Raw genomic sequence first — 24,277 nt, 5'->3', positions numbered from 1 at the left:
CCCTTTCCTAATATACACCTATGGTATTGTAATATTTGCGGAAAGCAAGTGAATATTGATAAGTCTGCTCCCCGTATTTCTTTGCAGCATTGCCTTTTCCATTATAAAGAGCAAGTATAGGAACAGAAGCGACACTTGAATCTTCTTTTAAAATAATACTGTTAGCTTTTAAGACAATACCTATATAGTAGATACTAGTTTGCTCATCTAAAAGCCGCTTAGCCATTTGTTTATCCGAGTACTCAGGGGCATCTTTTCTAGCCAATTTCTCGCTTCTTTGAGCCGTTTTTACAAATATTTGCCCGAGTCCAATTGAAGCGTCACCCCTGATTTTTAGTTTTAGTGTGTCAAAGTTATCACTAGGACCAAAACACCTAATTTCCCTAAACATTACTGCTGCAATCATTGAATTATCAACACCTAATGCGTAACTTACTATATCAATTCGATTAGTATACTTTAAAATTTTGTTAACAGCCGCAACTGTGGTATTTTGACCGAATTTGGCCTTTCTACCAAACTCATCACTGAACAGCTTATCAAGCGTTCTAAGTAGTTCAGCCTCAGCATGAATTCTATTACGTTCATGAGTACTTGTTGCACTATCCCATTCACTGGTTAAAATACTAATTTGAAATTGTACATCAGACGATAGTTTCTCGTCCCCTTCTTGCCAATGTCCCGTTGGGTCTGTATAAATCAACGGATTATTCTCCACATACGCATACAAATTCAAACTCTGCGGATTCTCTATTTCACCCTCATACGTATCCTCGCTCACAAACCGTCCGAGGGTCGGATCAAAATACCGCGCTTCCGCATGGGACAAGCCGCTGGTGAAATCATATCCCAGCCCGGTGTACCCGAACAAGTTGTCCGGTCCCGGATAGTTCAGATCGAATTTCTCCGGATTCTCGGGTGTGCCAAATTCGTCGTAATCATAACGCGCCGAGATGCTGCCGTCCTGCCCTTCCAGTGCAAGCACGCTACCCAACATATCGGTCAGGTAATACAGCGTCTTGGGCGACGCATTGCTTGTCGCGCCTGCTCCCGCCGTCGGTTCCCAACCGCTGTTCGGGTCGGCGGACGAAACGTAGCTCATGCTGATCCGTTCTTCATTCGCTCCATAGGTGTAGTTCTGCTTCCAGGCCGAGCCCTCCTCACCCGTCGCTTCCAGCGGTTCCGGCAAGCTTAAAGTGACGTCGTTAGTGAAATAGGTGTCGCTTTGCTGCTTCTTGTACTGCGTCTCCCAGCCGTCCCGTAGGCCTGCCGGGTTGCTTGCCGGGTATCCGTCTTGACGGGCGGTGCTTCCGAGCGTCACTCCCATATAGACGCGGCTTCCGTTCCCGTCATAGCGGTAGACCGTTTGGTCGCCCCATTCGTTTGTATGTGCGGTCAACCGGTTAGCGGCATCCCAGCTGTAGGCTTCTAGGATGCGCGGTCCTGCCAGTGCTGCTTGCAGCGAATGAATTCCGTCCGGTGCGGTGCCATCTCCATAGACTTCATTCGTTACAGAACCGCCGTCCTGTGCATACACGCTGCCAGGAACCGTCATGTCGGCGGACGGGCTTTGTGCGCGCAGCAGGGATGTGCTGTCCGTGCCCGTCACCGTCAGGAGATTGCCGCGCAGGTCATATGCGTAATCCCGGTAGTCGCTCCCTTTTTCCCAGTGCGTCAGCTTGTTCGCCGGGTCATAGGCATAGGTTTCGGTTCCGGCTGACCCGCCGCCCGCTACCGTCTTGCTGAGCCGATTGCCTGCGGCATCGTAGGTATAGCTCGTCTGCGTTCCGTTCCGCTTCTGCACCTGAGTGAGTTGGTTCAGCGCATCGTACACATAATCCGCGATGTCGGCTTGCTGTGTCGCGCCGCTCGGATTGTCTTCGTCGCTGCCGCCTTTTTGCCGCTCCCAATGGACTAGATTGCCCGCTGGATCGTACGTATAGCTGAGCTGCTCCAGCAAAGCCCCTCCCGGTCCAAGATGACGAATGCCCGTCACTTGCCCCGCATCGTTGTATTGGTAGGCGCTTGTTCCGCCATTCTGCAAGGCTTTGCCCTTGATCCGCCCACCCGCATCATACGTATATGCGGTCTCTTGGCCTTGTCCATCGGTGACTCTCGTCATTCGGCCCGCTTTGTCGTATTCATAGCTGACCGTAGTGTTGTCCGGGTAGATGACCCGGCTGCGCTGGTTTAACGAGTTCCACTCGTAGCGCACGTTGCGTCCCCGGTAGTCGATCGCTTCCGTCAATCTCCCCAGTGCATCGTACGTATAGCGGGTGTCGCCATTGCTATCCTTCATAGCAATCCGGCGACCTGCCAGGTCATAGCCGTAAGCAACTTCCTGTCCATCGCTGTACTGGATCGATATCACATGATTCGCATCGTCGTAGCCATACGTTGTCTTGGTTTTATCCGGTGCCAGTTGCGATTGCAAATTACCTGCTGCATCGTACGAGTACTGTGTCGCTTCCTTCAATGGATTACCTTTCTCCACGACTCGATTCAACACATCGTATTGATACTCAGTGACGGCACCCCTTGCATTCGTCTTGCTCAGCAGGTTACCCAGCGCGTCATAGGCATAAGCGGTCTCGTGGCCGCCAGCGTCTGTCACGCCTGTCAGTTGACCAAGAACATCGTAGCGGAACGAGGTTACTCCGTGATTGGCATCGGTCGTGCGAATGACGCGACCGAGCGCGTCGTACTCGTAGCCGGTTGTGGAACCGAGCGGGTTGATGATCTTCGTCGTGCGGTCCAGGCTGTCATATTCATATCTCGTTACGCCACCAGCCGCGTTGCGAGATTCCGTCACCCGGCCGCGATCATCGCGAATCAGGGTCGTTTCCTGACCGAGCGGATTGATTGTCCCGCTATCCAGCCCTCTCTTGTCATACTTCGTTTGCCAGACGGAGCCTTCTGCATCAATCGTGGAGATCTGCCTACCGCTTGCATCGTACTGATAGGTAGTTGTGTTGCCTAGGGCATCTGTAGATTCAGTAAGCTGCCCCGCCGCATTGTAAGTAAACCATGTGCTGTTTCCGAGCGGGTCCGTCACTTTGGTCTGATGACCTGCCGCATCGTAACGGTACGAGATGACGGCACCGAGTGGGTCTGTGATGCTCAGAAGACTATTGTTTCGGTCATACGTATGGCGGGTAAGTTGCCCGTTCGCGTCCTGTTCGGTCAGCAGGTTGCCATTGGCGTCATACGTATAGACGGTCGTCTGCCCGGCTGCATCGGTGGTCTGCTGCAAACGATTCAGCGCATCATAGGTGTACGCCGTCCGATTACCATTCGCGTCCGTCTCTTCCTTCACATTGCCGTTCGCATCATACGAAGTACTGCTTGTTTTCCCGGCAGCATCCGTCGTTCCGATCGACCGATAGACATCGTATTGATAGGATGTCTCTTGGCCTTGCTCATCCGTTTCTTTCGTGAGGTTTCCGTTCGCGTCGTACGTGCTGCTTAGGCTTAGCTGGGCAGCATTACGGCGCTCCACTGCCCGGTCTTTGGCATCGTACACCGTTTGCTCAAGGAGGCCCTGATCATCCCTTACCTCCATAACCCGGTGCAGCGCATCGCGGACTATCGTTTTGACGTACCCGCTCGGGTCTTGCACCGTCTTGACAAAACCGTATTCGTCATTAACAAATTCGGTCGTTTGGCCAAGTGCATCCGTCACTCGAACCGGAACTCCGGTTGCGTCGCGTTCGATGGTGGATTGGTTCCCCAGCGCGTCAGTCGTAGCGAGCAAGTTGCCCGAGGCATCATAGCTATACCGAATGATTGCTCCCAGTGCGTCGATCTGTTGAACCGGGCGATTCTCCTTGTTGTAGCGGATCACCGACGACTCTCCATTGCCGTCAATCGCTTGAATTTCATTGCCGCGCTCGTCGTGAATCAAGCGCTGAACGCCGCCGTTGCCATCGGTCAGGTCCGCAAGTCGGTCGGCATTGTCGTATCCGTACCGGACCGTCGTGCCGTCCGGGTTCACTACGGCCGCCAGCAGGAACCGGTCGTTCCATGTATAGGCCATCGAATGGCCGAGCCTATCGGTTTGCGTTGATTTGGCCTGTGCCGCAAGGGTGGCGGACAGCCTATATGCAGCTACCGGGGCCGCACTGCCGCTCTTCGGGTAGGTCAGAATCGTCTTGCCAGAGCCGACGCCGGTTTGAACCTTCGGCGTCTGGTTAGGCGTCATGTCGCCGCCGATGGCAAACACGCCTCCCGTCTGTATCGACAGGTTGTTGTTGACGCTCACGTTGTCGCGAACAAACAGATCGCCGCCGCTCACGTTCAGCTCCGCCACTTCATTGTTCGAAACAATGCCGCCGAGCAGCATTTCCTGAGCGATGGACATCTTCACCTTCGTGTTGATGGACAGATCGCCCTTTACGAGAATGCGGTCCGCATTCACGGTGAGCTGGCCGCTGTTATAGGTCAGACTGCCGCCATAGAGCGTGCTCTCCACCTGAACCTGCGAATCATTATTCAAGTGAATCGCTCCGCCGGACCAGAGATTGCCATAATCGCCGCCAACCCGATAAGCATGAACCTTCAGCTTGGTGTTGGCGTTCAGGCCCTGCTTCAAAATCAAGGTCCCATACACCGTCACCGTAATGTCCTGGTTCGTGTTCATGCCTTCAGCAATGAGAACAACCGGATGCTCGGGGCTGCCGAAGGTCACGCTGCTCTCCACATTCAGATACCCTGTGCGGACAATCGCGACACCGGAGCCGCCAATGGAGGCGATGGTCTTCTGGATGCTGGCAATCTCGTTGGAATCTGCTGCTACGGCAGATGCCTCATACTGTCCTTGCTGGCGTAATATGGCTTCCACCGAGCTGTCCAGGTAGCTCTTGATCACCGGCAAGAGTCCCGGCACTTTGCGATATGCCGGAGCATGAGCCAGATTGTTCATGTTCCCGGAGAGCAGAACCTCATCGCCAGCCGGAATGTCTCGCCCTTGACCCGGATGGATGCCCACCTCGTCATCCGGCTCCTGTTCTTCGTCTTCCCCGCGAATGACTGGAGAAACCTTACCCTCGTAAGCCGTCGTACTCGTCTTTCCATAAAAGTCAGTATAGGAGGTAACCCGTCCATGCTCATCATAATGAACGGTCATCGTCGCGCTTTGCTTCGGATCGGATACGGAAATCACGCGGTGCCGATTATCGTAGCCGAATTTAGTTGAAGCGCCATCCACATCGGCGAAAGACACCATATCTCCGTTCGAATCATAGGAGAGCGAAAGGCTGCGCCCCGAGTGATCGCTAACACCGGCGAGCTTGCCCGCATGATCGTAGGTCAACGCGAGCTCCGCGCCGCGGGTTGCCACTTTCATCAGCTGTTTGCCGCTGTAGGACAGCATCACCTGATTACCAGTAAGGTCGGTGATCGATGCGAGCAGCCCTTCGCTGTCAAAGCGATAAGCGGTACCTTGGGGAGTCTTCAGCAGATGCCCGCTTCCGGTATCGTCCTGCAGCGTCCAATCCGTGCCGCGCGGCGTCAAATACCTGCCCCCGCTCAGCGGAACATATTCAAATCGTGAACCATCCGGCCTCATCAGCTCAAGCTTGCCGTCTACCGGAGTAAGCCGCCATTCATAGCTGTGATGCCAGCCAAGACCGGTTGCACCGATGTTGGCCTCACGGCTGAGATAGGACAAACCGAATTGCAGCTGCATAAGAGCCTGGAGAGTCAGCCGGTCGGTTTGGTAGTTGAAATCCCCGCGCGCTGGCTCTACCGGACCTTGCCCGGAGGGATTCACGATGCGGAGCCGGTCAGCTACTGCCTGCTCTGTAAACTGCGCGAGGTCGCTCTGTGCAAGCGGCTCGCTGACTTCCGGGTCTTGAATCAACAGAGCATTCAATCCCGTCACCGTTCCAGAGCCGTTCGTGCTGCCATTCAGGTCAGCTAGTTGCTTGGTCATGGTCTTGACCGTGACCGTAGAATTGGCTTTATAGTAATAAGCCGCCAACTGTTCCCAAGTAACGGGAAAGGAAGGGATCGGCGTGCGCAGAATGCTCAACTGCTGCGAATAGCTCGATTGGAGTCCATCCCGTTCAGCACGTGCTCCGATTCTCGCAATTCGGTTTAAGTCGAGACTAACCTTTTGCTGCCATTGCCCTTGAGAATTAACTTGTATAGGGCTGTAGGTTTTCTCTGCATCACTGCCTGAATAGAAAACCTCCAGGGAGACCGTGGAACCCGCCTCAGCCGTACCCGAAATCATTGTGCCGTCTCCCGAAGCTGCCGCTTTGGCGTTCAGAGACTGCGGCGGAGCGGGTTGAACCGAGTTGCGGATTTCGAAGCTGGCCATTTGGCCGTAATAGACGCCGATTCCATTGTAATCCATCGGAGATACCGCAATGGTATACTTGCCTTCCTTGAGCGGAACTCCATTGATCTTGCCGTCCCATTCCACCTCATGAACGAGATAATGGCCATTCGAATCCTTCGTATCATAAGTGCCGCTGGCGATCAACTCCTTTAGAGCCGGCGGGCCCCCATTCGGGTTCGGGGTGCATAAGTTAATTTTGACCTCATGTTTGGCTTGGCCGTTGTCGTCCGCATTAAAGCTGAATATGATTTTTGCCTTTTCTTGTTTGTCCGTGTTGATCTCGCTTGGCTCGATTCGCATATTGGTCGAGGCGTAGGCTTTTTCTGTGAAGCTTGGCCACAAGCCTACAGGAAGGCTCCATGTCGTGGTGAATATAACCACAAACGCAAGGAACGCGCAAACTGCCGCCCTTTTCTTCTTACGGGCATAATCCTTCAAGGCGTTATAGAGATGATTCATCGCTTTTCTCCCTTTCAATGAATCCATGATATCGTTCATTAAGATAATTCCGCTTCCCAGCAATTGATCTGCTGATTATAGCAAGCCCAACTTCCCAAGCAATCGGTAGATGACGGCTGCCGCTTCCGCCCGGTTTGCCGTTCGCTGAGGGTATAGCTTACCGTTATCTCCGTTCAGCAGCTCCTGCTGAAGGGCCTCCAGCATAGCCGCTTCCGCCCAACCACTCACCTTGAAACCGTCCGTATAGGAGGAAAGCTCCGATTTCGGACGAACGGCTGATTCAGCCGGATTCTTATTAGAATTGTTGGCGCGCTGCTCGGCATAAGCTTTGGCCCGCATGAGCATGGTCACCATTTGCTCACGTGTGATGGCGCTTGCCGGTTGAAATCTACCATTGTCTCCTTGAACAATGCCTACAGCCGAGGCAGCCTCAATCCATCCGCTGCTCCAACGGTTGGCTGGCACGTCACGGAATGTCGGATGACCAGAAGAAAGCGGCTCAAGCCCGATTGCTACCGCCAGCATCTTGGTGAATTCTTCGCGAGTAACCGCAGCATTTGGGGCAAACCGACCGGTTTCGTCTCCTTCAAGAACACCCCGGGCCGCAAGCACGCCAATGGGCTCTTCCGCCCAAAACCCTTTCGTAACATCGGCAAAATTCAGATTTCGCAGCATGACGGCGTATACGCCCGACTCTCGAATATCCGAACGAACATACCCTTCGTGGGCCCCTGTACTTCCGCCTACGTAGATCCAATAGGAGTTATGGGAATCAAACCGGTAGATACCTAGTTTCTCTTTGCCGGTTGAGAGAACATCTTCCGAATCATACTTCAACTCAAGCAGGGCCGCTTTGCGAAAGGCTGCATCTGTTGCCACACGCCAATCGGAAGACCCTCGCGTCAACACACGACCCTTATCGTCATGCGGAATAGCTGTGGACGATTGATTCTTGAGAAGGCTGATCGTTGTATTCGCCTGGAACGTTTCTGGCGCAATCTCTAATCGTGCGCGGCCATCGGCCGACTCGATAGTTCCGCCATCCGGTCCGATCCGTGTTCCTTCTGTGCTGCCCGTCGGATTGCCGCCCGTTGATCCCCCGGATGTTCCTCCATCTCCATTTCCAGCGTTGCCGCCGCCATTACTTCCACCAGTACTTCCTCCATTATCACTTCCATTCCCTCCGGTCTCGCCCTTAGCGAGGTCAAGAGAGTGAATAGATTGATCGGACAGGCTATACAGGAGTCGGTCACCGCTGAACCCAATCCATGACCCTATAGTAGAAGGAACGGGTACCGAATAGATCGTTCCGTTCGTAAGATTAACTCCACGCAGTACGGCAGAGCCGCTGTCCGAATCCAGAAATACAGCCTGCGTATCGCCAATCGACATGAACGCGTATTCCACCGATTTCGCGGATAATGACGTCAAATCACGAGGCTCCGCCGCTGGGTCTTGGCTGTTTATCAGCACATACTTGCTTTCACCGAGCCCGTTTTTTTGCTTCCACAATACATCAGTGCCATTGAAGACAAACCAGTCTACGTAATTGGAGTTGCCTAGGCTTACCAAACTACGCCTCGCACCGCTGCTCAAATCGAGCAGGCTCAACCCACCATCTCTCGCATTCTTGTATACGATGACCCCGTTGTTCAAGATCGGGAAACGGCCTTCGCCAACATCGGTCTCCTTGTCCGTCGCCAGCTCGTGGTAAACCATGCGTCCGTAGCCTGATCGATCCGACCATACGACGCCAACGCCGTCCACCGTGGGATTCCCGTATTCCCCTGTCGTGCTATTCAGCTTCTTATGTATGCCGGTGCGAGTGTCCGCCAGATAAATGTCCCAGTTGACGGAAGCGGCGGGATGATCGCCTTTGTCAGCCCAGACGACGAAGTCTCCGGACAGATAAGGAGCGTCCTTGGCGGAGGTGCTGTTAGTTACCGCTTGTGGGGAACCGCTGGTTCCATTCTGGTAAAGCAATTGCCGGTTTCCGTTCGTGTCGGTTTCAAACCAAACCAGACCCTGCCCGCTTGCGCTGTAATCCGTTCTCTGTTTGACCGTAGTAGAATCCGCTGCCTCTACTCCCGCTGCGAACGGCATCGTTCCGACAAGTAAGAAAACGGTCATCAGGATCGTGGCAACTTTCGACCTAATCTTCACCCCGTCTCTCGTCCTGATCGATTTTCTGTTGCTGAACATAATCTCATCCTTTCTCTCCTTCTAATTAACCCCCTATTTTTCTGGAATAAGGAGTATTATCCTATCTATATCGGAAAAATTACCCAGTTAATTGAGTGCGATTTCAAGTCATTCGATGGGTTAGTATGGACGAGGTGTGATAACGGACGTTTACTAGATTATTAGAAGCATGTGCTTGATGATTTTATGGATATAAATAGGGTAAAGGATAAACTGTTCCTCTATGCCCCGTTATTTTCCTTAAAAATGACTAATGGCTTCACCCTTTATTATCAAAGAGCGAAGCCATTGAAAATCATATTGCTTCAAATTCAAATTTTATTCAAAAGCAACCATATACCTTCAGACACCAACTGTAATATCAAGACGCTACATTAATGTCACAAGACACTAGCAAAGGATTTAGGCAATGGCACAAAAGCTCAGAAAACAAGCGAAATATAACAACACACTATAAATAATCTTGTCGTTCTTTACTATCCACAGTTCACTCTAGATTCTAAATCACAAATCATCTTGCTCTTCGTGACATTCGTACGTCCTTCGTGTGACAACCGTTAGTATTACCCACACAGCTGCTACCTAGATTACAGTTTATATGCCTTCATTGCCTTGCGGATCTCCTTGATGGAGGGCCGCTTGCCATACATCAGGACGCCGGTGCGGTAGATCTTCGCCGACAGCCAGCCGAAGAACAGGATCGAGGCAATCAGGATGGCGATGGACAGCCAGATCTCCCAAGCGGGAACGTTCGATAGCATCCCGATCCGCAGGAACATGATGTTCGGAGTGAAGAACGGAATGAACGAGCAGACGCGGATGAAGGTTCCCATAGGCGCATTAATTCCATAGATACCGATGTAAAAGCCAGCCAGCGACAGCAGCGTAATCGGCATGACGGCCTGCCCCAGCTCTTCCGTGCGGCTTACGATCGAGCCCATCGCCGCGTACAGGATGACGTAGAGGAAGAAGCCGAGCAGATAGAACAGGACGAAGTAGACATAGAGCATCGGATCGATGCTGCTGAAGTCGAGATCGTTGCTGGCGAAGAAATCGCGGTTGTTCGGCAGATTCAGGTTGATGACGGCAACGGCGATGAAGAGGGCGATCTGGGCCACGCCGAGCAGGAACATGCCGAACACCTTGCCGAACATCTGCTTGAGCGGCGACACGCTCGTGATCAGCACCTCCATGACACGCGAGCTTTTCTCCGCCGTGATCTCCGAAGCGGTCATGTTCCCGTACATGGAGAGAGCCATAAAGAGCAGGATCATCAGCGCATAGACGAGGATGTACGACATGAGCTGCTCAGAAGGAGTCTTCCCTTCCGCTCCCGGCCCGTCAACGTTCCCCGTGCCGCCTCCGGATGATCCGGAAGTGATCTGGATGGACTCCAGCGATACGGGCGTATTCAGCTTGGTGACCTGTTCGTCGGTCAGGTTAAATTCCTTTACGACCTCGTTTGCTTTGATGATCTGCAGAGCGCTCTGCAGCTTCGAGCTGGGTCCAGTTTGCGTGAACGTCCCCTCCGACAGATAACGGAACGCGGGAAATTCGCCCTCTTTGGCAGGCTGCTTCACCAGAAAGCCCTTCACTTCCTTGTTCAGAACCGCCGTCTTAGCGAACTCTTCATTGGCGGAGAGTGAACCCTTGTCCGGGTACTCGATCAGCACCAGCTTGGGATCATCCTTCTTGAAATGTTCAATGAGCGCAGGTGATATGGTGGAATCCGCAAACACCCCGACGTTCGTCGTTTTGTCTCCCGAGAAATGGGAGATGACGCTCGGTGCATTGACGCCCGCTGCGATGAGAAGGGCAAAGATGATCGTGGTGGAGATAAAGGACTTCGCCTTAACCCGGTTCATAAACGTAAATTTCAATACCGTCCAGAAGCCCCTCATTCTCCATCCCCCACTTTCTTGATAAAGATTTCGGTGAGCGTAGGCTCCAGAATCTGAAACCGGTTGATGTCGGTTTGAGACATGGCCTGCTGAAGAATCCTCTGGGCGGCGGCCGGTTCGGTGACGCGGAATTCGTAACGGCCTCCCTCGCTTTTCACTTGAGTTACACCGGGCAATCCCTCAAGACCCGTTACTGGAACCGCTGTTTCCAACAGCACCCGTTCCTTCGGATAAGAATTCTTAATATCGCGAAGGCTTCCTTTCAACACCGTATTCGACTTATGTAAAATGCAAATATTGCGGCAAAGCTCCTCCACATGATCCATGCGGTGGCTCGAGAACAGAATCGTCTTCCCTTCATCGCGCAGTTGAAGCACCGTAGCCTTCAGCAGCTCGACATTGACCGGATCGAGTCCGCTGAACGCTTCATCCAGGATGAGAATGTCCGGATTGTGAATGATGGCTGCGATGAACTGGATTTTCTGTTGGTTGCCCTTGGAGAGCTCCTCCACCTTCTTGCCGTAATAGTCCGGCACTCCGAATTTCTCCAGCCAGCCCTTCAGCGCCTTGTCCGCATCGTGCTTATGCACGCCGCGCAGCTCGGCGAGGTAAAGAATCTGTTCGCTGACCTTGATCTTCGGATAGAGCCCCCGCTCCTCCGGCAAATACCCCAATTTGCGCAGCAGCTCGCCGGAATACGGCTTACCGTTGTATAGAATCTTGCCGTCATCCGGGTAGATCAAGCCAAGCACCATTCGCATGGTCGTCGTCTTCCCTGCCCCGTTGCCGCCGAGGAGCCCGAAGATCTCTCCCCTCTCCACCTGCAGCGAAATGCCGTTTACTGCCGTTTTGTCCCCGTACCGCTTGGTGACTTCTTCAAGCTGCAAAACACTCATTCGTTGCCCTCCTTCTGATTGTGCTTCCGGTCCATACGTTTCGAAGCGAAAAAAGATTCATCCGTGCTCCAGAGTAATCGGTTTCATGAAGTCGCCCGCTCGTCGATTGGGCATCTTTCCCTTCCACTATAAGATGATCGTATCATGTAGAGTACGCCCAGTCCATGACCGCTTTGCTTACTCTAGTGAGGGAAGAGCCCTCGAGAATCCACAGGAAGGGACGCCCGCCTATGCAATCAGGCTATCGCAGAAACAACGGCTCAGCTGCCGGAGCTGCTCCCGTTCAAGGCGCTTAGAGACACGCCCTCGAAGCAAGAAAAATGCCCTTGCCAAGCCGTCCGGAACGGCTGCAAAGGCTTAAGACCAATCATGTTTAGAATGAATGCCGCAAGCTTCCTTTAGGAGCAAGGCTTGAGCTCAATGGCTTTCTGACGTTTTGTTCTTAAGCCCTGTGCTGGGCATGGTTCGTATGTAAGCGCACAACCGGATCTGCAATGGCACCCGGATGCGGGCATGTCAAGAAAAGCCGCACCTGCTCAACGGACAGCCCGATCCGCCGCGCCGTCACCATGAGCTCTTGCCATTCTTCGTCCAGTTCCTCCATGCGCTCCGTCATTCCATTCATCGTTCCAGCCTCCAATGGCAATATTTGGCCTTCGTTTTGGTAACCTTAAGAGCAATCGGCCTTACCCGCTTTCTGCATTATAGCGGATAAGCTTCGTGCGAGAATGTCGCAATCCGTTGTCGGATAGGAAAATATTCCTACACGAACGGAACGTTTCCATCAGGTTCCGACAGCTTACCCGCAGAACCGCAGAGAGGTGCCTGCCCGATTCCGCGCACGGGCTTCATCGCAAATGAAAAACGCCCCCGTCCCCGCCTAAGCGGAGATAGGAGCGTGATTCGATGTATGCCTATTCGTCCTTGTCCTTGTTCAAACGCCACTTGTTGTATTCCAGAAAATCGCGGAACTGTTCCTTGCTGATGCCCGATGCCATTGCATCTCGTACCAACAACCGCCATTCCTCGTCGAGATCCTCCGTGCGCTTCGGTGATTGCGCCTCTTGATCCGGATGGATCAGGGATTCCACCGAGACGTTTAACACAGAAGCGATCTTTTCCAGAAATTGAATCGACGGATTGGACTGAATGTCCCTCTCCATCGTACTGAGGTAGGATTTGGCCACTCCGGCCCGTTCGGCTAACTCCGATAAAGTCAGCCCCTTCTTCATGCGAAGCTCTTGAACACGTTTCCCGATCATTGAAGTCTCCTTAAACCAGGGAATGCTTACGGACCCATTATAACAAAAAAAGTGGAAATAGGGGAGACGAGGATAGGGAGTTCGCCGTTCCATTTTATGCCAATGGAACGTCTCATCACGCCCACTATTCGACTATGGCCTGCACAGCGGTGAGTGTGCCGAGCGACCGGCATAACAAGGCCCGCGGCAGGTTGGCCCAGCGATCCTTGGCGATGCTTCCCCTTATTCCATATGCTCCTGAATCAACTGCATCTTCATGTCCCATGCTTTGCGGCTCAGGTCGACGGGATAGATTTCCGGGTTCAGACGCCGCAAATATTGCGGCCAAAACAGCTTGAGCCGCTCCGAGTGAAACCTGCGGCTTTCCTCAAGAGGCGGGATGCTGTACACCTGCTTGCCATCCCGGAAGATCGACTTAAGCAGCGGAATGACCTCGTAATCCGTTACCTTTTTCTGGATGAAGGTGTGGGTCGGGTTGAACAGGCGAACGGGGCTTCCGTCCGGAACATCCCCCTCCGCCAGCGTGATCAGGTCGCCCTCCGCTCGTCCGGATACCTTGCTGACGATCCGGTAGATGTCTTTGATGCCCGGGTTTGTGATTTTTTCCGGATTGGCTGATATCTTGATCGTCGGGACGAATTCGCCATCCTTTTCCCGGGCTACCAGCTTGTAGACTCCGCCCAGAGCAGGCTGATTGCCGCCGGTGATCAGCTTCGTGCCGACCCCCCAGATGTCGATCTTCGCTCCCTGCGCCTTGATTTCAAAGATCGTATCCTCATCGAGGTCATTGGAAGCCGTGATCTTGGCATCCGTCAGCCCCGCTTCGTCCAGCATTCTCCTCGCTTCGATCGACAGATACGCCAAGTCCCCGCTGTCCAGCCGGATTCCTTTCAGCCGCTTGCCCTTCTTCTCCAGCTCCCTCGCCGTCTTGATGGCATTAGGGACGCCGCTTTTCAGCACATCATAGGTGTCCACCAAGAGCGTCACCTGATCGGGAAGAGCTTCGGCAAAGCGGAGAAACGCCTCTTCCTCGCTATCGTGATCCTGCACCCAGGAATGCGCATGCGTCCCTTTGGTCGGAATGCCGAAGCGGTAGCCGGCCAGCATATTGGAGGTGGCGTCGAAGCCCGCCAGATAGGTTGCCCGAGCTCCCCACACCGCGGCATCCTGCTCCTGCGCCCGACGGGTTCCAAACTCGAGCAATACATCCTCTTTGGCAACATGCCGGACACGGGCTGCCTTGGTCGCGATCAAGGTTTGAAAGTTAACGAAGTTAAGCAGTGCGGTCTCGATCAGCTGGGCCTCGAACATCCGGGCCTCGACTCGCATGATTGGCTCTCCCGCGAATACAATCTCTCCCTCTTCTACGGAATGAATGCTTCCGTTGAAACGGAAATGACGCAGCTCCTCGAGAAAGCGCGGATCGTAATTCTCCTCCTGCTCCGCCAAGTAGCGGAGGGATTCTTCATCAAAGTGAAGCTCGTTTATATAGTGAATCACCCTCTCCAGACCTGCAAAAACGGCAAAGCCACCTCCGAAGGGCTGCTTGCGGAAATAGACATCGAAGACCGCCTTGCGGTCCATCGTCTTGTTCATCCAATGGGCGTACAGCATGTTGATCTGGTACTTATCCGTATGTAAAGCGAGACCGACGTTCGACATGTGCAGGTTCTCCTTTGTTGGAATGATAGTTTTTGATTAAGCGGGCATACGGGTACTAGTCGCGGACATCGGCTCCAAGCGACCCGCGGAAATGCTGAAGCGCCCATTCGTGTCCGGCCGCATTAAAGCTGGCGACGGCAGACGGATGGATCACCATGCGGAAGCCCCGGTTATAGGCGTCCACCGCCGTGTGAAGCACGCAGATATCCGTGCATACCCCGACCAGATGAAGGGTGTCAATCCCCCGACTCCTCAGTTCGTCCTCAAGCGGCGTGCCGTGGAAGGAGCTGTAGCGGGTTTTGTCCATCCAGAGGATGTGGTCTCGGTTCCGGTCGTACACCTCTCGGAGCTTGCCGAACAGCTCGCGCCCTTCGGTTCCGCGGATATTGTGAGGCGGAAATAGCTTCGACTCCGGATGATCCGGGTCATTCTCTTCATGCAGGTCAACCGCCATAACCACGAGATCGCCGCGGCGAACGTGCGCTTCCGTCAGCTCGGCGATGCGATCCTCGATCAAGAGTGCAGGCTCCCCCACCGGCAGCTTGCCATTCACAAAGTCAACCGTATAATCGATCACGATCAAAGCTTCCATGGAGATCTCCCCTCTCGAAATGAAAAATTAACTTTTCCTTTTCTTGGTCCTATTATATACTATAGAACAATCCAGCCCAAACGCTTGTTTCGCCTGTTGAAAATGAGTTTTTGTTGATCTGAATGGAATTTTTTATCGCGTTAAAGTATTAATTCGCTAAAATTTTCATTGACACTCTTTTCGATCTCCCTTTATGATTAAACGAAGCAACCATTGGTTAGACTTGTTCGGCGGTTGCCTGTATTCGTTGAAGGGATTCTGGAGAAGAGAGCGAGTGGATGCGAATGCGGGTTTCGAAAGGAATTGTCGCCAAAAAGAACATCGAAGACGCTGCAGCCAAGCTCTTTTCCACTCAGGGCTTCAATCGGGTGACGATGAGGGAGATCGCCAAGGAAGCGGGCTGCTCCCATACCCTCATTTACATGTATTACAAGGACAAGGAAGACCTTCTGCGGCAAATGGCTTGTCCGTTGCTGGAGCGTCTGGAATCGATTCTGGAGGAATTAGCGCACGATCCCGTCATCAGCCCGACAGAACGTCTTCGACTGGCAAGCAAAGAGGTCATCTCCTTCTGCCTCTTCCAGCGCAGCACGACGATGATTCTCTTCCAGGGAGCTCCCACGATCCGCGTAACAGACGAACCGGAAGAATGCGACCGACTGCGCAGCCGCATCTTCACTCGTTTGCGGGAAGCGGTCATCTCCTGCCTACCGGCCAAAAAGATGGATTCCGCCCAAACGTTATACCGCATTTACCTGTTCATGCTTCACGGCATGATCATGAATTTCCTCGATCCGCCCGGCGATCCAGCGGAGCAACTCCATAGAGCCTCCCGTCTTATCGACCGCTGCGTCGATATCCTGCTCGGGGATTCGGAGAGCTGGTTGCCTTCTCCCATGGAGAAACCGCTGCTCTTCTGAGAAAGAACAATCCGAAAGCCCGCATCGGAGTGTGCGTGTGGACTTCGGATTTTTTAATGCCCTCTGATTGAAAAGGATAAGCCGCCTTCAAATCTGATATGCTCCCCTTAAAGTAGACAGGTGAAATAAACAAACCTGTTGCTTAAGGGGAGTTTTGTCTATGTCCACAACGAAACGGATTCCAGCCGTAGAGCGGTTGGCGATCGTGAAGGCGATCGAAAGTGGCGAAATAAGTGTAATTGCATCGAGTCAACGTATTGGTGTTGCGATCAGCACAATTAAGGATTGGCGGCGCAACTACCAAAGGTTCGGCTATGCGGGGCTGGAACGTCGATCCGGCAATCGTACGTACTCGGAAGAGTTGAAGCTTCAAGCGGTTCAGGCGTACTTGAACGCGGAGGGATCCGGGAATGACATCATCGAAAAATATGGAATCGCTAGCCGGACCCAACTACGCGACTGGATTACGAAGTATAATCGTCATAGCAGCCTAAAAACCCATAAAGGGAGAGCAACCGCTATGACGAAGGGACGCACAACGACCTGGCAAGAACGAATCGAAATGGTTCATTACTGCCTGGCCAATCGGCACGACTACCGCAAAACATCCGAGCAGTATCAGGTTTCGTATTATCAAATCTACCAGTGGGTGAAGAAGTTTGAAGCCGGTGGGCCAGAAGCGTTGGCAGATGGACGAGGGCGAACGAAAGCGCCGGAGGAACTGACCGAGGCTGATCTTCACAAGCTTGCAATGAAGAAGCTCGAATACGAGAATGAACGCTTGCGAGCGGAGAATGCACTCCTAAAAAAATTACAGGAACTCGAAAGGAGGCGACGCTAAGCCAAGCCTGTCAGGAGAACATGTATCTCGCCATACAACAGGTGCAACAGAAAGAGGGATTTCGCATTCAGCTTCTGTGTACGATTGCAAGTATCCCACGTTCCAGCTACTACAAATGGTTGAGGCGGACGCCCAACTGTCGGGAAAGGGAAAATGCCCAACTGACAGAAACGATGGTTGAGCTGTATGAGAAGGTAGGTCGAATCTATGGGTATCGCCGCTTAACCCTGAATCTGCGAAGGCAAACCGGTCAAGCCATAAACCGCAAGCGAATCCTGCGCTTGATGCGCATTGCGGGAATCCAATCGGTTATCCGGAGAAAGAGGAAGAAGTATCCCCATTCCACGCCGCAGCATGTGGCAGAGAACTTGCTGAATCGGAAGTTCCAAGCGGATGCACCTAACCAAAAATGGGTGACGGACGTGACGGAATTCAAATACGGAAATGGACAAAAAGCGTACTTAAGTGCGATCCTGGATCTGCATGACAATAGCATTGTGTCCTACGTCATCGGACATGCCAACAACAACGAGCTGGTCTTCGAGACGCTTCGTCAAGCTTTGCGAGCCGTACCTGCAAGTACCCCCTTGCTTCACAGTGACCGGGGGTTCCAGTACACGTCCCTCCCGTTTAAAACGATGCTGAAGCAGGGGAATCTTATTCAGAGCATGTCTCGTGTTGGTAGATGTATCGATAACGGGCCTATGGAGTCCTTCTGGGGAGCATTGAAGAGCGAAAAGTATTATTTGAACACGTACGGGACCTTCGAGCTATTGAAAAGGGATATCGAGGCGTACATCGCCTTTTACAATAACGTAAGACTACAAGAGAAATTAAACGGCCTCAGCCCCTTGGAATTCAGAGCTAAGGCCGCATAGTTTTTACTTTTTTCCACTGTCTACTTGACGGGGTGCAGTTCAATCCACGATGATCGGTGGGAATGAAGGCGGCTTTGTGCATGACGGAATCCGTTCTATTCAAGCGACTTAATTCGCCAGCCAAACCCTCATCAGCGAGAACAGTTGATCCAGATTGAGTGGTTTGCTGATATAATCCGACGCTCCCGCCTCCAAGCATTTCTCCCGATCATTCTTCATGGCCTTAGCCGTCAAAGCGATTACCGGAAGCTTCTCGAAGCCGAGCGGTCCACGGATCGTGCGCATGGTTTTGTACCCATCCATCTCCGGCATCATGATATCCATGAGAACCAGGTCGTAGCCGGAATCCTTCTCCAGCTCTTCAATGGCTTCTTTGCCGTTCATGGCCGAGCGGACGATCATTCCCTGGTTCTCCAATGCCACGGTGAGCGCGAACACATTGCGGACATCGTCGTCGACGATAAGCACCTTCTTGTCCCGGAACAGCTCGTTGTCCGGATGGACGAGAGTGGATGAGCTTTCAAGCAGTTGATCGGCGGACACCGGCTTCGGTCCGCTTTTCTCAAAGGCGGCGAAAAGCGACTCAATCCCGGGCCGGGTGCTCCCGGCTGACAGCACTTCGGCCGCAGCGGCAGCCATCCGTTCCGCCGTCGTGATCTCCGAGCTCCGGCTTGCACATGCAAACTTATCGGCCTGCTCTTCGGAATACTGCATGGGCAGGTACAGGACAAAGGTGCTTCCGCTGCCCTCCTCGCTATCCATGGCGATGAATCCTCCGAGAAGAGCGGCGAATTCCTTCGAAATCGACAGACCGAGCCCGGTCCCGCCATATTTGCGGCTGGTCGCCCCATCCGCTTGCTGGAAAGCCTCAAAGATCAGCGTCTGCTTGTCCTTGGGGACGCCAATGCCCGTATCCGTGACGGAGAAGGCGATATAGTCAGAACCCGCCTCCGCATGCACTTCGCCATTTGGCTCGTCGAACGGATTCGCGAGCAATCGGGCATCCTCCACGCTCGCGCGCACTCCACTCGGATAAACCCGGCACATTTCGGCTTCATCCGGACGGTAGACGTTCAGCTTGACCGACCCTTTTTCGGTAAACTTGATCGCATTGGACAAAAGATTCTTCAGAATCTGATGAAGCCGCTGCTCATCGGTCCGAATGACCTCTGGAAGCTCAGGAGACAGGACCGTGCTGAACTCGAGCCCCTTCTTAAGCGCCAGAGGCTCGAAGTTCCACTTAAATGTCGTAGGCAAATCCAGCAGGCTGACGTCGCCGATCTCCAGCTGGATCTTGCCGGCTTCCACCTTGGAGAGATCCAGAATATCATTGATCAAGGTAAGCAGATCCTGTCCGGAATGATGAATCGTTTGGGAGTATTCCTCCTCCTCCGGGTTCAAGTGGCCCTGCCGGTTCTCCATCAGCATCTGGGATAAAATCAGAATGCTGTTAAGCGGAGTCCTCAGCTCATGGGACATATTGGCGAGGAATTCCGATTTGTACCGGAAGCTGAGCTCCAATTCTCCGTTGCGGATCTCCAATTCCTTGCGGATATGATCGAGCTCCTGCGCTCTCTGCAGGATCAGGCCGTTCTGTTCTTCCAGCTGTTCATTGGAGATACGAAGCTCTTCCGATTGGGATTGCAGTTCCTCCGATTGGCTTTGCAATTCCTCGGATTGGGACTGCAGCTCCTCCGTCAAGGTTTGCGACTCCGCCAGCAGGCGTTCCACCTCCATCCGTCCTTCGACGTTGTCGAGGGTAATGCCCATCGTTTCGACGATTCGGGAGAGCAGCTCTTCCTCATCCTCTCCAAATTCGCCGAGTGTCGCGAATTCCAGTACGGCGACCGTCCGGCCTTCATAGACGATCGGCGCCACCAGAATCGAACGGGCGGGGGCGGAGCCGAGAGCCGACGATACCTGAATATAGGAGTCCGGCGTCTGGTCAAGCCGCAGGATCCTCTGCTCCAACGCCGCTTGCCCGGCCAAGCCCTGGCCAAAACGAATCTCCGCAGCGCCGACAGCTTCCCCTTGATCGGCATAAGCTGCAAGCTTCGTGAGCGTACTCTGCCGAGCTAGGTAGAGGACTCCATAGGACGCTTTCAGCATAGGGGTCACCGTTCGGATGAAGCTCTCTCCCAAAACGGTTACGTCCGACATTCCCAGATAGAGATCGGACACCTCCGCCAGACGGGCCTGCAGCAGATTCTCTCGTTCCATTTGGGAGTTATAGATCCGCTCATTCGTCCGGTATGTCTCAATATGAACAATCATCTGATTGAAGGCGGCGGATATGTCTCCGATCTCGTCCCTTATCGTGATGCTAAGGAGTGGAAGCGGAGCCGGATCGGCCACATCCACCTGGCGCATCGTCTCTTTCACCTTCCGGAGGCTGCCGATGGTGCTGCGAATGACCCACGTGGCGGCCAGGATGCCCAAGAGCAGGAACATGAAACCGGACGTAATGATGATCGTGAACGTCATCTTATGATTGCTTTGGTAATCCGTCATTCTCTGATCAACCAGGTTTTTCTGGAACGATTCGAACTCGTTCAGGGAGCTAAGAATGGGTTCGATCACCATCTGCTCTTTGGACATAAAGAGATTCCGGGCTTCCTCCTTGTCTCCGCTCGCCAAGCTGAGAGCAAAGGTTTGCTGAACGGCGAAATAATCATTCAAACGGCTTTCGAGAGCCGTCAGCAGCCCCTTGCCTTCCGACGTATTGACAATCTGCTGGAGAGTCGCCACTTCGCTAGAAATTTCCTGCCTTCCGGCGTTCACTTCGGCCAAATGCTCCGCTTCTTGATCGGAATAGAGAAGAGCATTCCCCATGTGGCTGTCGATGGCAAAAATGTTCGATCGAATATCCGTAATGATGTCCACCTTGCCATAACGGTCACCGGTGATCTCATCAAAATTCCCCTTCAAGGTATTGAGCATCACGATGATGAGGGTTAACAGCAAAAACAACATGGCTAATACAAGGCCGAAGCCTACATATTGCCTTCTCTTAAAACTCACGGCGCCTAGATCCCCTCCTTCCGCATAAGTGAATGCTTATCAAATTCAATTCTCGTAACGTTCAGTGCGGTTCAGCTACAAGCCCCACACTATCGGCGGCGGTTTCGGTTATTCGGCTGTTCTTCCGGCTGCGATCTCGACAAAAGCGTGTAGTCGGCTTCCCGGTTCGACGCTCACGAGCTCTTCCCCCCGAAGCATTTCTTCGTTCTTCGCCATCCACGGCTCGACGCATAAAAAAGGTTTGCCCGGTGCGGTCCACAGCACGATGTACTTGAAAACGGGACTGTAGGCCAGTTTGATCGCTCCGGCGCCGTTCGGGAGAAACGAGATCGACGGTTCCGAAGCATTCAGCAGAACAACCGATTCCTTCGCTTCGCTGATATCGAGGGTACCGGCGAAGGGCTTCTCTTCTCCATCGTTCAGGTCAAGCAGCCGGGTCGCGTCCGTTTGATAGGCGACCGGTCCTGGAGTCGCGTAAAAATACGGATGCAAGCCTGCGTAAAACGGGAGAGGACGATCCGAATGGTTGATGTACTCCTGTTCGATCCGCAGCTTTCCATCCTGCAAGCGGTAGGTAAAGAGCAGCTCGAAGGCAAACGGATACTCGGCTTCCGTTCCGGCATCGCTGACAAACCGGAGCGTCAGGGAAGCGGAGCCGTCCGTGCTGGTGCCGACCACTTGCCAGGGACGGTTGCGCACCACTCCGTGATTGCGAATGCGATAAGCAGCACCCTCCCATTCATACATGCCCTCCGGAAGCTGACCGGAAATCGGGAAGAGGATGGGAATTCCGCCGCGGATGTTCGCGTTCGGATCCAAAAAGGTGTCTCGGTCGAGGTACAAGAGCTCCTTGCCGCCGCTTGCGAAGCCGGTTACGATGCCGCCGCGCTCCGGGCATACCGTCACCCGCGAACCCGTGCTCTCCTCCGTCAATTCATAAACCTCATACGTATCTCGGTAAGCATTCACTTGATAATCTGCCATGGTTCCAGCTCCTTCGGTTGAGGCAGGACAGCCTGAGACGGATGTCCATGCGCTTATGCGAGTCTCGGTTTGTTCACTAAGTTTAATGATGCCTGAACAGAGGCCGATATGCAAACCCGGATTACCGGATTCGACTTCGTTTTCAAAGTGACGCTTGACCTCCGTATAGCGATCTGGTAACGTTATGGAAACTCCAATCCAATAACGACCATCATCCGGCACATAAGCTGACGTTTTACCCGGGCCTGCAGAGAGAAAACCCACTGGCTGCAAGGTTTTCACGCCCGTCCGTCCGCTTCCCCTCCGGTAGTCGCTGCGGGGAAATCAGTATCCGCGGCCGGGATTTAGCCCGTTACAGCGATCAAAGGACCAGTCGGCCGAGCATAGCCGGGAGGTCAAATTTGGGTGGTACCACGAACGCGCATTCGTCCCTTACGGACAGAAGCGCGTTTTTCTATTATTCCAAAGGAGGATGAATGCAAGTGAGACAGAGCGAATGGTTGATTCCGACTCTGAAGGAAGTTCCGGCCGATGCCGAAGCCTCCAGCCACCGCCTGCTTCTAAAGGCTGGCTATATCCGCCAATTGGCGGCGGGAATCTATACGTATCTGCCGCTGGGCAGAAGGGTCCTGCGCAAGATGGAGAGCATTGTTCGTGAGGAGATGGACGCGACAGGCGCTCAAGAGCTTCTTATGCCATCGCTGCAGCCGATGGAGCTGTGGGAGGAATCAGGCCGGGCATCCGCCTACGGGCCGGAGCTCATCCGGCTGACCGACCGGAATGGACGCGGGTTCGCGCTCGGTCCTACCCATGAAGAAGTCGTGACAGCGCTAGTTCGCCAGGACCTGTCCTCCTACAAGTCGCTTCCCATCACCTTATACCAAATCCAAACCAAATTCCGCGATGAGCGCCGTCCCCGCTTTGGACTCCTTCGCTGCCGGGAATTCCTCATGAAGGATGCCTATTCCTTTCATGCGGACGAGCAGAGCCTGGACCGGAGCTACCGCAGCATGCGGCAAGCTTACGAGCGCATTTTCCGCAGGGTCGGCCTGGAGTTCGTCTCTGTCGAAGCGGACTCGGGGGCGATCGGAGGGGAAGGCGGCTCTCATGAGTACATGGCTCTCGCCGCTTCCGGCGAAGATACCCTCCTCGTTTGCCCTTCTTGTGGATATGGGGCAAACGTAGAAGCGGCGACATCAGGTCCGGCGATGAACGCCGACTGTGAAACCACGATCACCGGCGAAGAGCTCGTACTCCGCAAGGTGCACACCCCGGAAATCCGCACCATCTCCGAGCTGTGCGATTTTCTGTCGATTGCCGCTGATCGAATCATCAAGACTCTGCTCTACTCTACCGATACCGGCGTGGTCGCCGTCCTTCTGTGCGGAGACCGGGAGGCCAATGAGATCAAGCTGCGCAAGCTGCTTGGCACCGAGCATCTTGAGCTTGCAGACGCGGCGACAGTCGAACGGGTGACCGGCGCGCCCTCCGGTTTTGCCGGGCCGGTCGGGCTATCCGTGCATGTGCTCGCCGATCCGGAGGTGATGGCGCTGAAGGAAGCGCTGACTGGCGCCAACGAACCGGATTGGCATTATGCCGGGGTAGTACCGGGGCGCGACTTCATCCCGGATCAAGTGGGTGAATGCCGGAACGCGGAAGCCGGAGATGCATGCCCTCACTGTGGAACGGCGCTCTCGGCTTGGCAGGGAATCGAGGTCGGCCATGTCTTCAAGCTCGGCACCAAATACAGCTCCAAGCTGGACGCGTCCTTCACCGGAGCCGACGGAGCGCGCCGACCGATGCTCATGGGCTGCTACGGAATCGGCGTCTCTCGGCTGCTCGCCGCCGTGGCCGAGCAGCATTCGGATGCAAGCGGCTTTCATTGGCCGACGGAGATCGCTCCGTTCCACATCCACCTGCTGCTCTTGTCGCCACGCGACGAGAGGCAGCGCGAGCTGGCGGAGGAAGCTTACGCCGCTCTGACGAAGGCCGGCTACGAGGTGCTCCTGGATGACCGGGAAGAACGCCCCGGAAGCAAATTCCACGATGCTGATCTCATCGGACTCCCGCTGCGCCTGATCGTAGGCAAGGCAGCAGGTGACGGATGGATCGAGGTTGCGGATCGCGGCGGCAAACGTCTCGTTGCCATGGCTTCGCTTCTGGAGGAAGTAGACGCGCAGCTTCGCAGCCCGTCCGCCTCCCGCCAGACCTAAAAGCAACGAGAAGAATTTTTTTGCTGAACCCAAAATGATTGGTGACATTCATCTTGTCACCGATACTGATTTATAATGAAGGCAGACAGCCCAAAGAAGGTGA

General features: G+C 53.8%; 14 protein-coding genes. 4 read left to right on the top strand and 10 right to left on the bottom strand.

Annotation, left to right across the window (positions count from 1 at the left end):
* Positions 1–7: 7 nt before the first annotated feature.
* The 8 genes from BN2684_RS13545 to BN2684_RS13510 all read right to left on the bottom strand — a co-directional run bounded on the left by BN2684_RS13545 (position 8) and on the right by BN2684_RS13510 (position 15,317).
* Positions 8–6,802 carry an RHS repeat-associated core domain-containing protein gene (locus tag BN2684_RS13545; RefSeq protein ID WP_159065800.1) on the bottom strand — a complete coding sequence of 2,265 codons (6,795 nt, stop codon included), beginning with the start codon at positions 6,800–6,802 and terminating at the stop codon, positions 8–10.
* Positions 6,803–6,877: 75 nt separating this feature from the next.
* Positions 6,878–8,965, bottom strand: a complete 2,088-nt coding sequence (locus BN2684_RS13540) for an S-layer homology domain-containing protein (RefSeq protein ID WP_159065799.1) — start codon at positions 8,963–8,965, stop codon at positions 6,878–6,880.
* Between the two features lie 626 nt (positions 8,966–9,591).
* On the bottom strand, positions 9,592–10,905 hold the full coding sequence (locus tag BN2684_RS13535) for an ABC transporter permease (protein ID WP_058302714.1): 1,314 nt from the start codon (positions 10,903–10,905) through the stop codon (positions 9,592–9,594).
* Positions 10,902–11,801, bottom strand: coding sequence for an ABC transporter ATP-binding protein (locus BN2684_RS13530; protein ID WP_058302713.1), 900 nt, complete (start codon positions 11,799–11,801; stop codon positions 10,902–10,904). Before BN2684_RS13530 ends, BN2684_RS13535 begins: the two co-directional genes overlap by 4 nt.
* A 442-nt stretch (positions 11,802–12,243) precedes the next feature.
* Complete coding sequence (locus tag BN2684_RS13525) at positions 12,244–12,426, bottom strand: anti-repressor SinI family protein (RefSeq protein ID WP_058302712.1); 183 nt, start codon at positions 12,424–12,426, stop codon at positions 12,244–12,246.
* Positions 12,427–12,715: 289 nt separating this feature from the next.
* On the bottom strand, positions 12,716–13,063 hold the full coding sequence (locus BN2684_RS13520) for a helix-turn-helix domain-containing protein (RefSeq protein ID WP_058302711.1): 348 nt from the start codon (positions 13,061–13,063) through the stop codon (positions 12,716–12,718).
* Between the two features lie 222 nt (positions 13,064–13,285).
* Positions 13,286–14,725, bottom strand: coding sequence for a nicotinate phosphoribosyltransferase (locus tag BN2684_RS13515; protein ID WP_058302710.1), 1,440 nt, complete (start codon positions 14,723–14,725; stop codon positions 13,286–13,288).
* Positions 14,726–14,780: 55 nt separating this feature from the next.
* Complete coding sequence (locus tag BN2684_RS13510; RefSeq protein WP_058302709.1) at positions 14,781–15,317, bottom strand: cysteine hydrolase family protein; 537 nt, start codon at positions 15,315–15,317, stop codon at positions 14,781–14,783.
* Positions 15,318–15,595: 278 nt separating this feature from the next.
* Between BN2684_RS13510 and BN2684_RS13505 the strand changes: the two genes are divergently transcribed.
* The 3 genes from BN2684_RS13505 to BN2684_RS24980 all read left to right on the top strand — a co-directional run bounded on the left by BN2684_RS13505 (position 15,596) and on the right by BN2684_RS24980 (position 17,956).
* Complete coding sequence (locus BN2684_RS13505) at positions 15,596–16,237, top strand: TetR/AcrR family transcriptional regulator (protein ID WP_058302708.1); 642 nt, start codon at positions 15,596–15,598, stop codon at positions 16,235–16,237.
* Positions 16,238–16,397: 160 nt separating this feature from the next.
* Positions 16,398–17,078 carry a helix-turn-helix domain-containing protein gene (locus BN2684_RS24985; RefSeq protein ID WP_058302707.1) on the top strand — a complete coding sequence of 227 codons (681 nt, stop codon included), beginning with the start codon at positions 16,398–16,400 and terminating at the stop codon, positions 17,076–17,078.
* Positions 17,079–17,098: 20 nt separating this feature from the next.
* On the top strand, positions 17,099–17,956 hold the full coding sequence (locus tag BN2684_RS24980) for an IS3 family transposase (protein ID WP_082651959.1): 858 nt from the start codon (positions 17,099–17,101) through the stop codon (positions 17,954–17,956).
* Between the two features lie 108 nt (positions 17,957–18,064).
* Here the strand turns inward: BN2684_RS24980 and BN2684_RS13490 are convergent, their stop codons facing one another.
* Positions 18,065–20,977, bottom strand: a complete 2,913-nt coding sequence (locus BN2684_RS13490; protein ID WP_148449969.1) for a response regulator — start codon at positions 20,975–20,977, stop codon at positions 18,065–18,067.
* 108 nt (positions 20,978–21,085) lie between these two features.
* Entirely contained in the window at positions 21,086–21,961 is an 876-nt protein-coding gene (locus BN2684_RS13485) for an aldose epimerase family protein (protein WP_058302705.1), read from the bottom strand.
* 482 nt (positions 21,962–22,443) lie between these two features.
* Between BN2684_RS13485 and BN2684_RS13480 the strand changes: the two genes are divergently transcribed.
* Complete coding sequence (locus BN2684_RS13480) at positions 22,444–24,174, top strand: proline--tRNA ligase (RefSeq protein WP_058304542.1); 1,731 nt, start codon at positions 22,444–22,446, stop codon at positions 24,172–24,174.
* Positions 24,175–24,277: the final 103 nt, after the last annotated feature.

It is taken from the genome of Gorillibacterium timonense (assembly GCF_001457415.1).
GTDB lineage: Bacteria > Bacillota > Bacilli > Paenibacillales > NBRC-103111 > Gorillibacterium > Gorillibacterium timonense.
The sequence above is the reverse complement of the archived record's forward strand: the minus strand, read 5'-3'. Positions and strand labels throughout refer to the sequence as shown.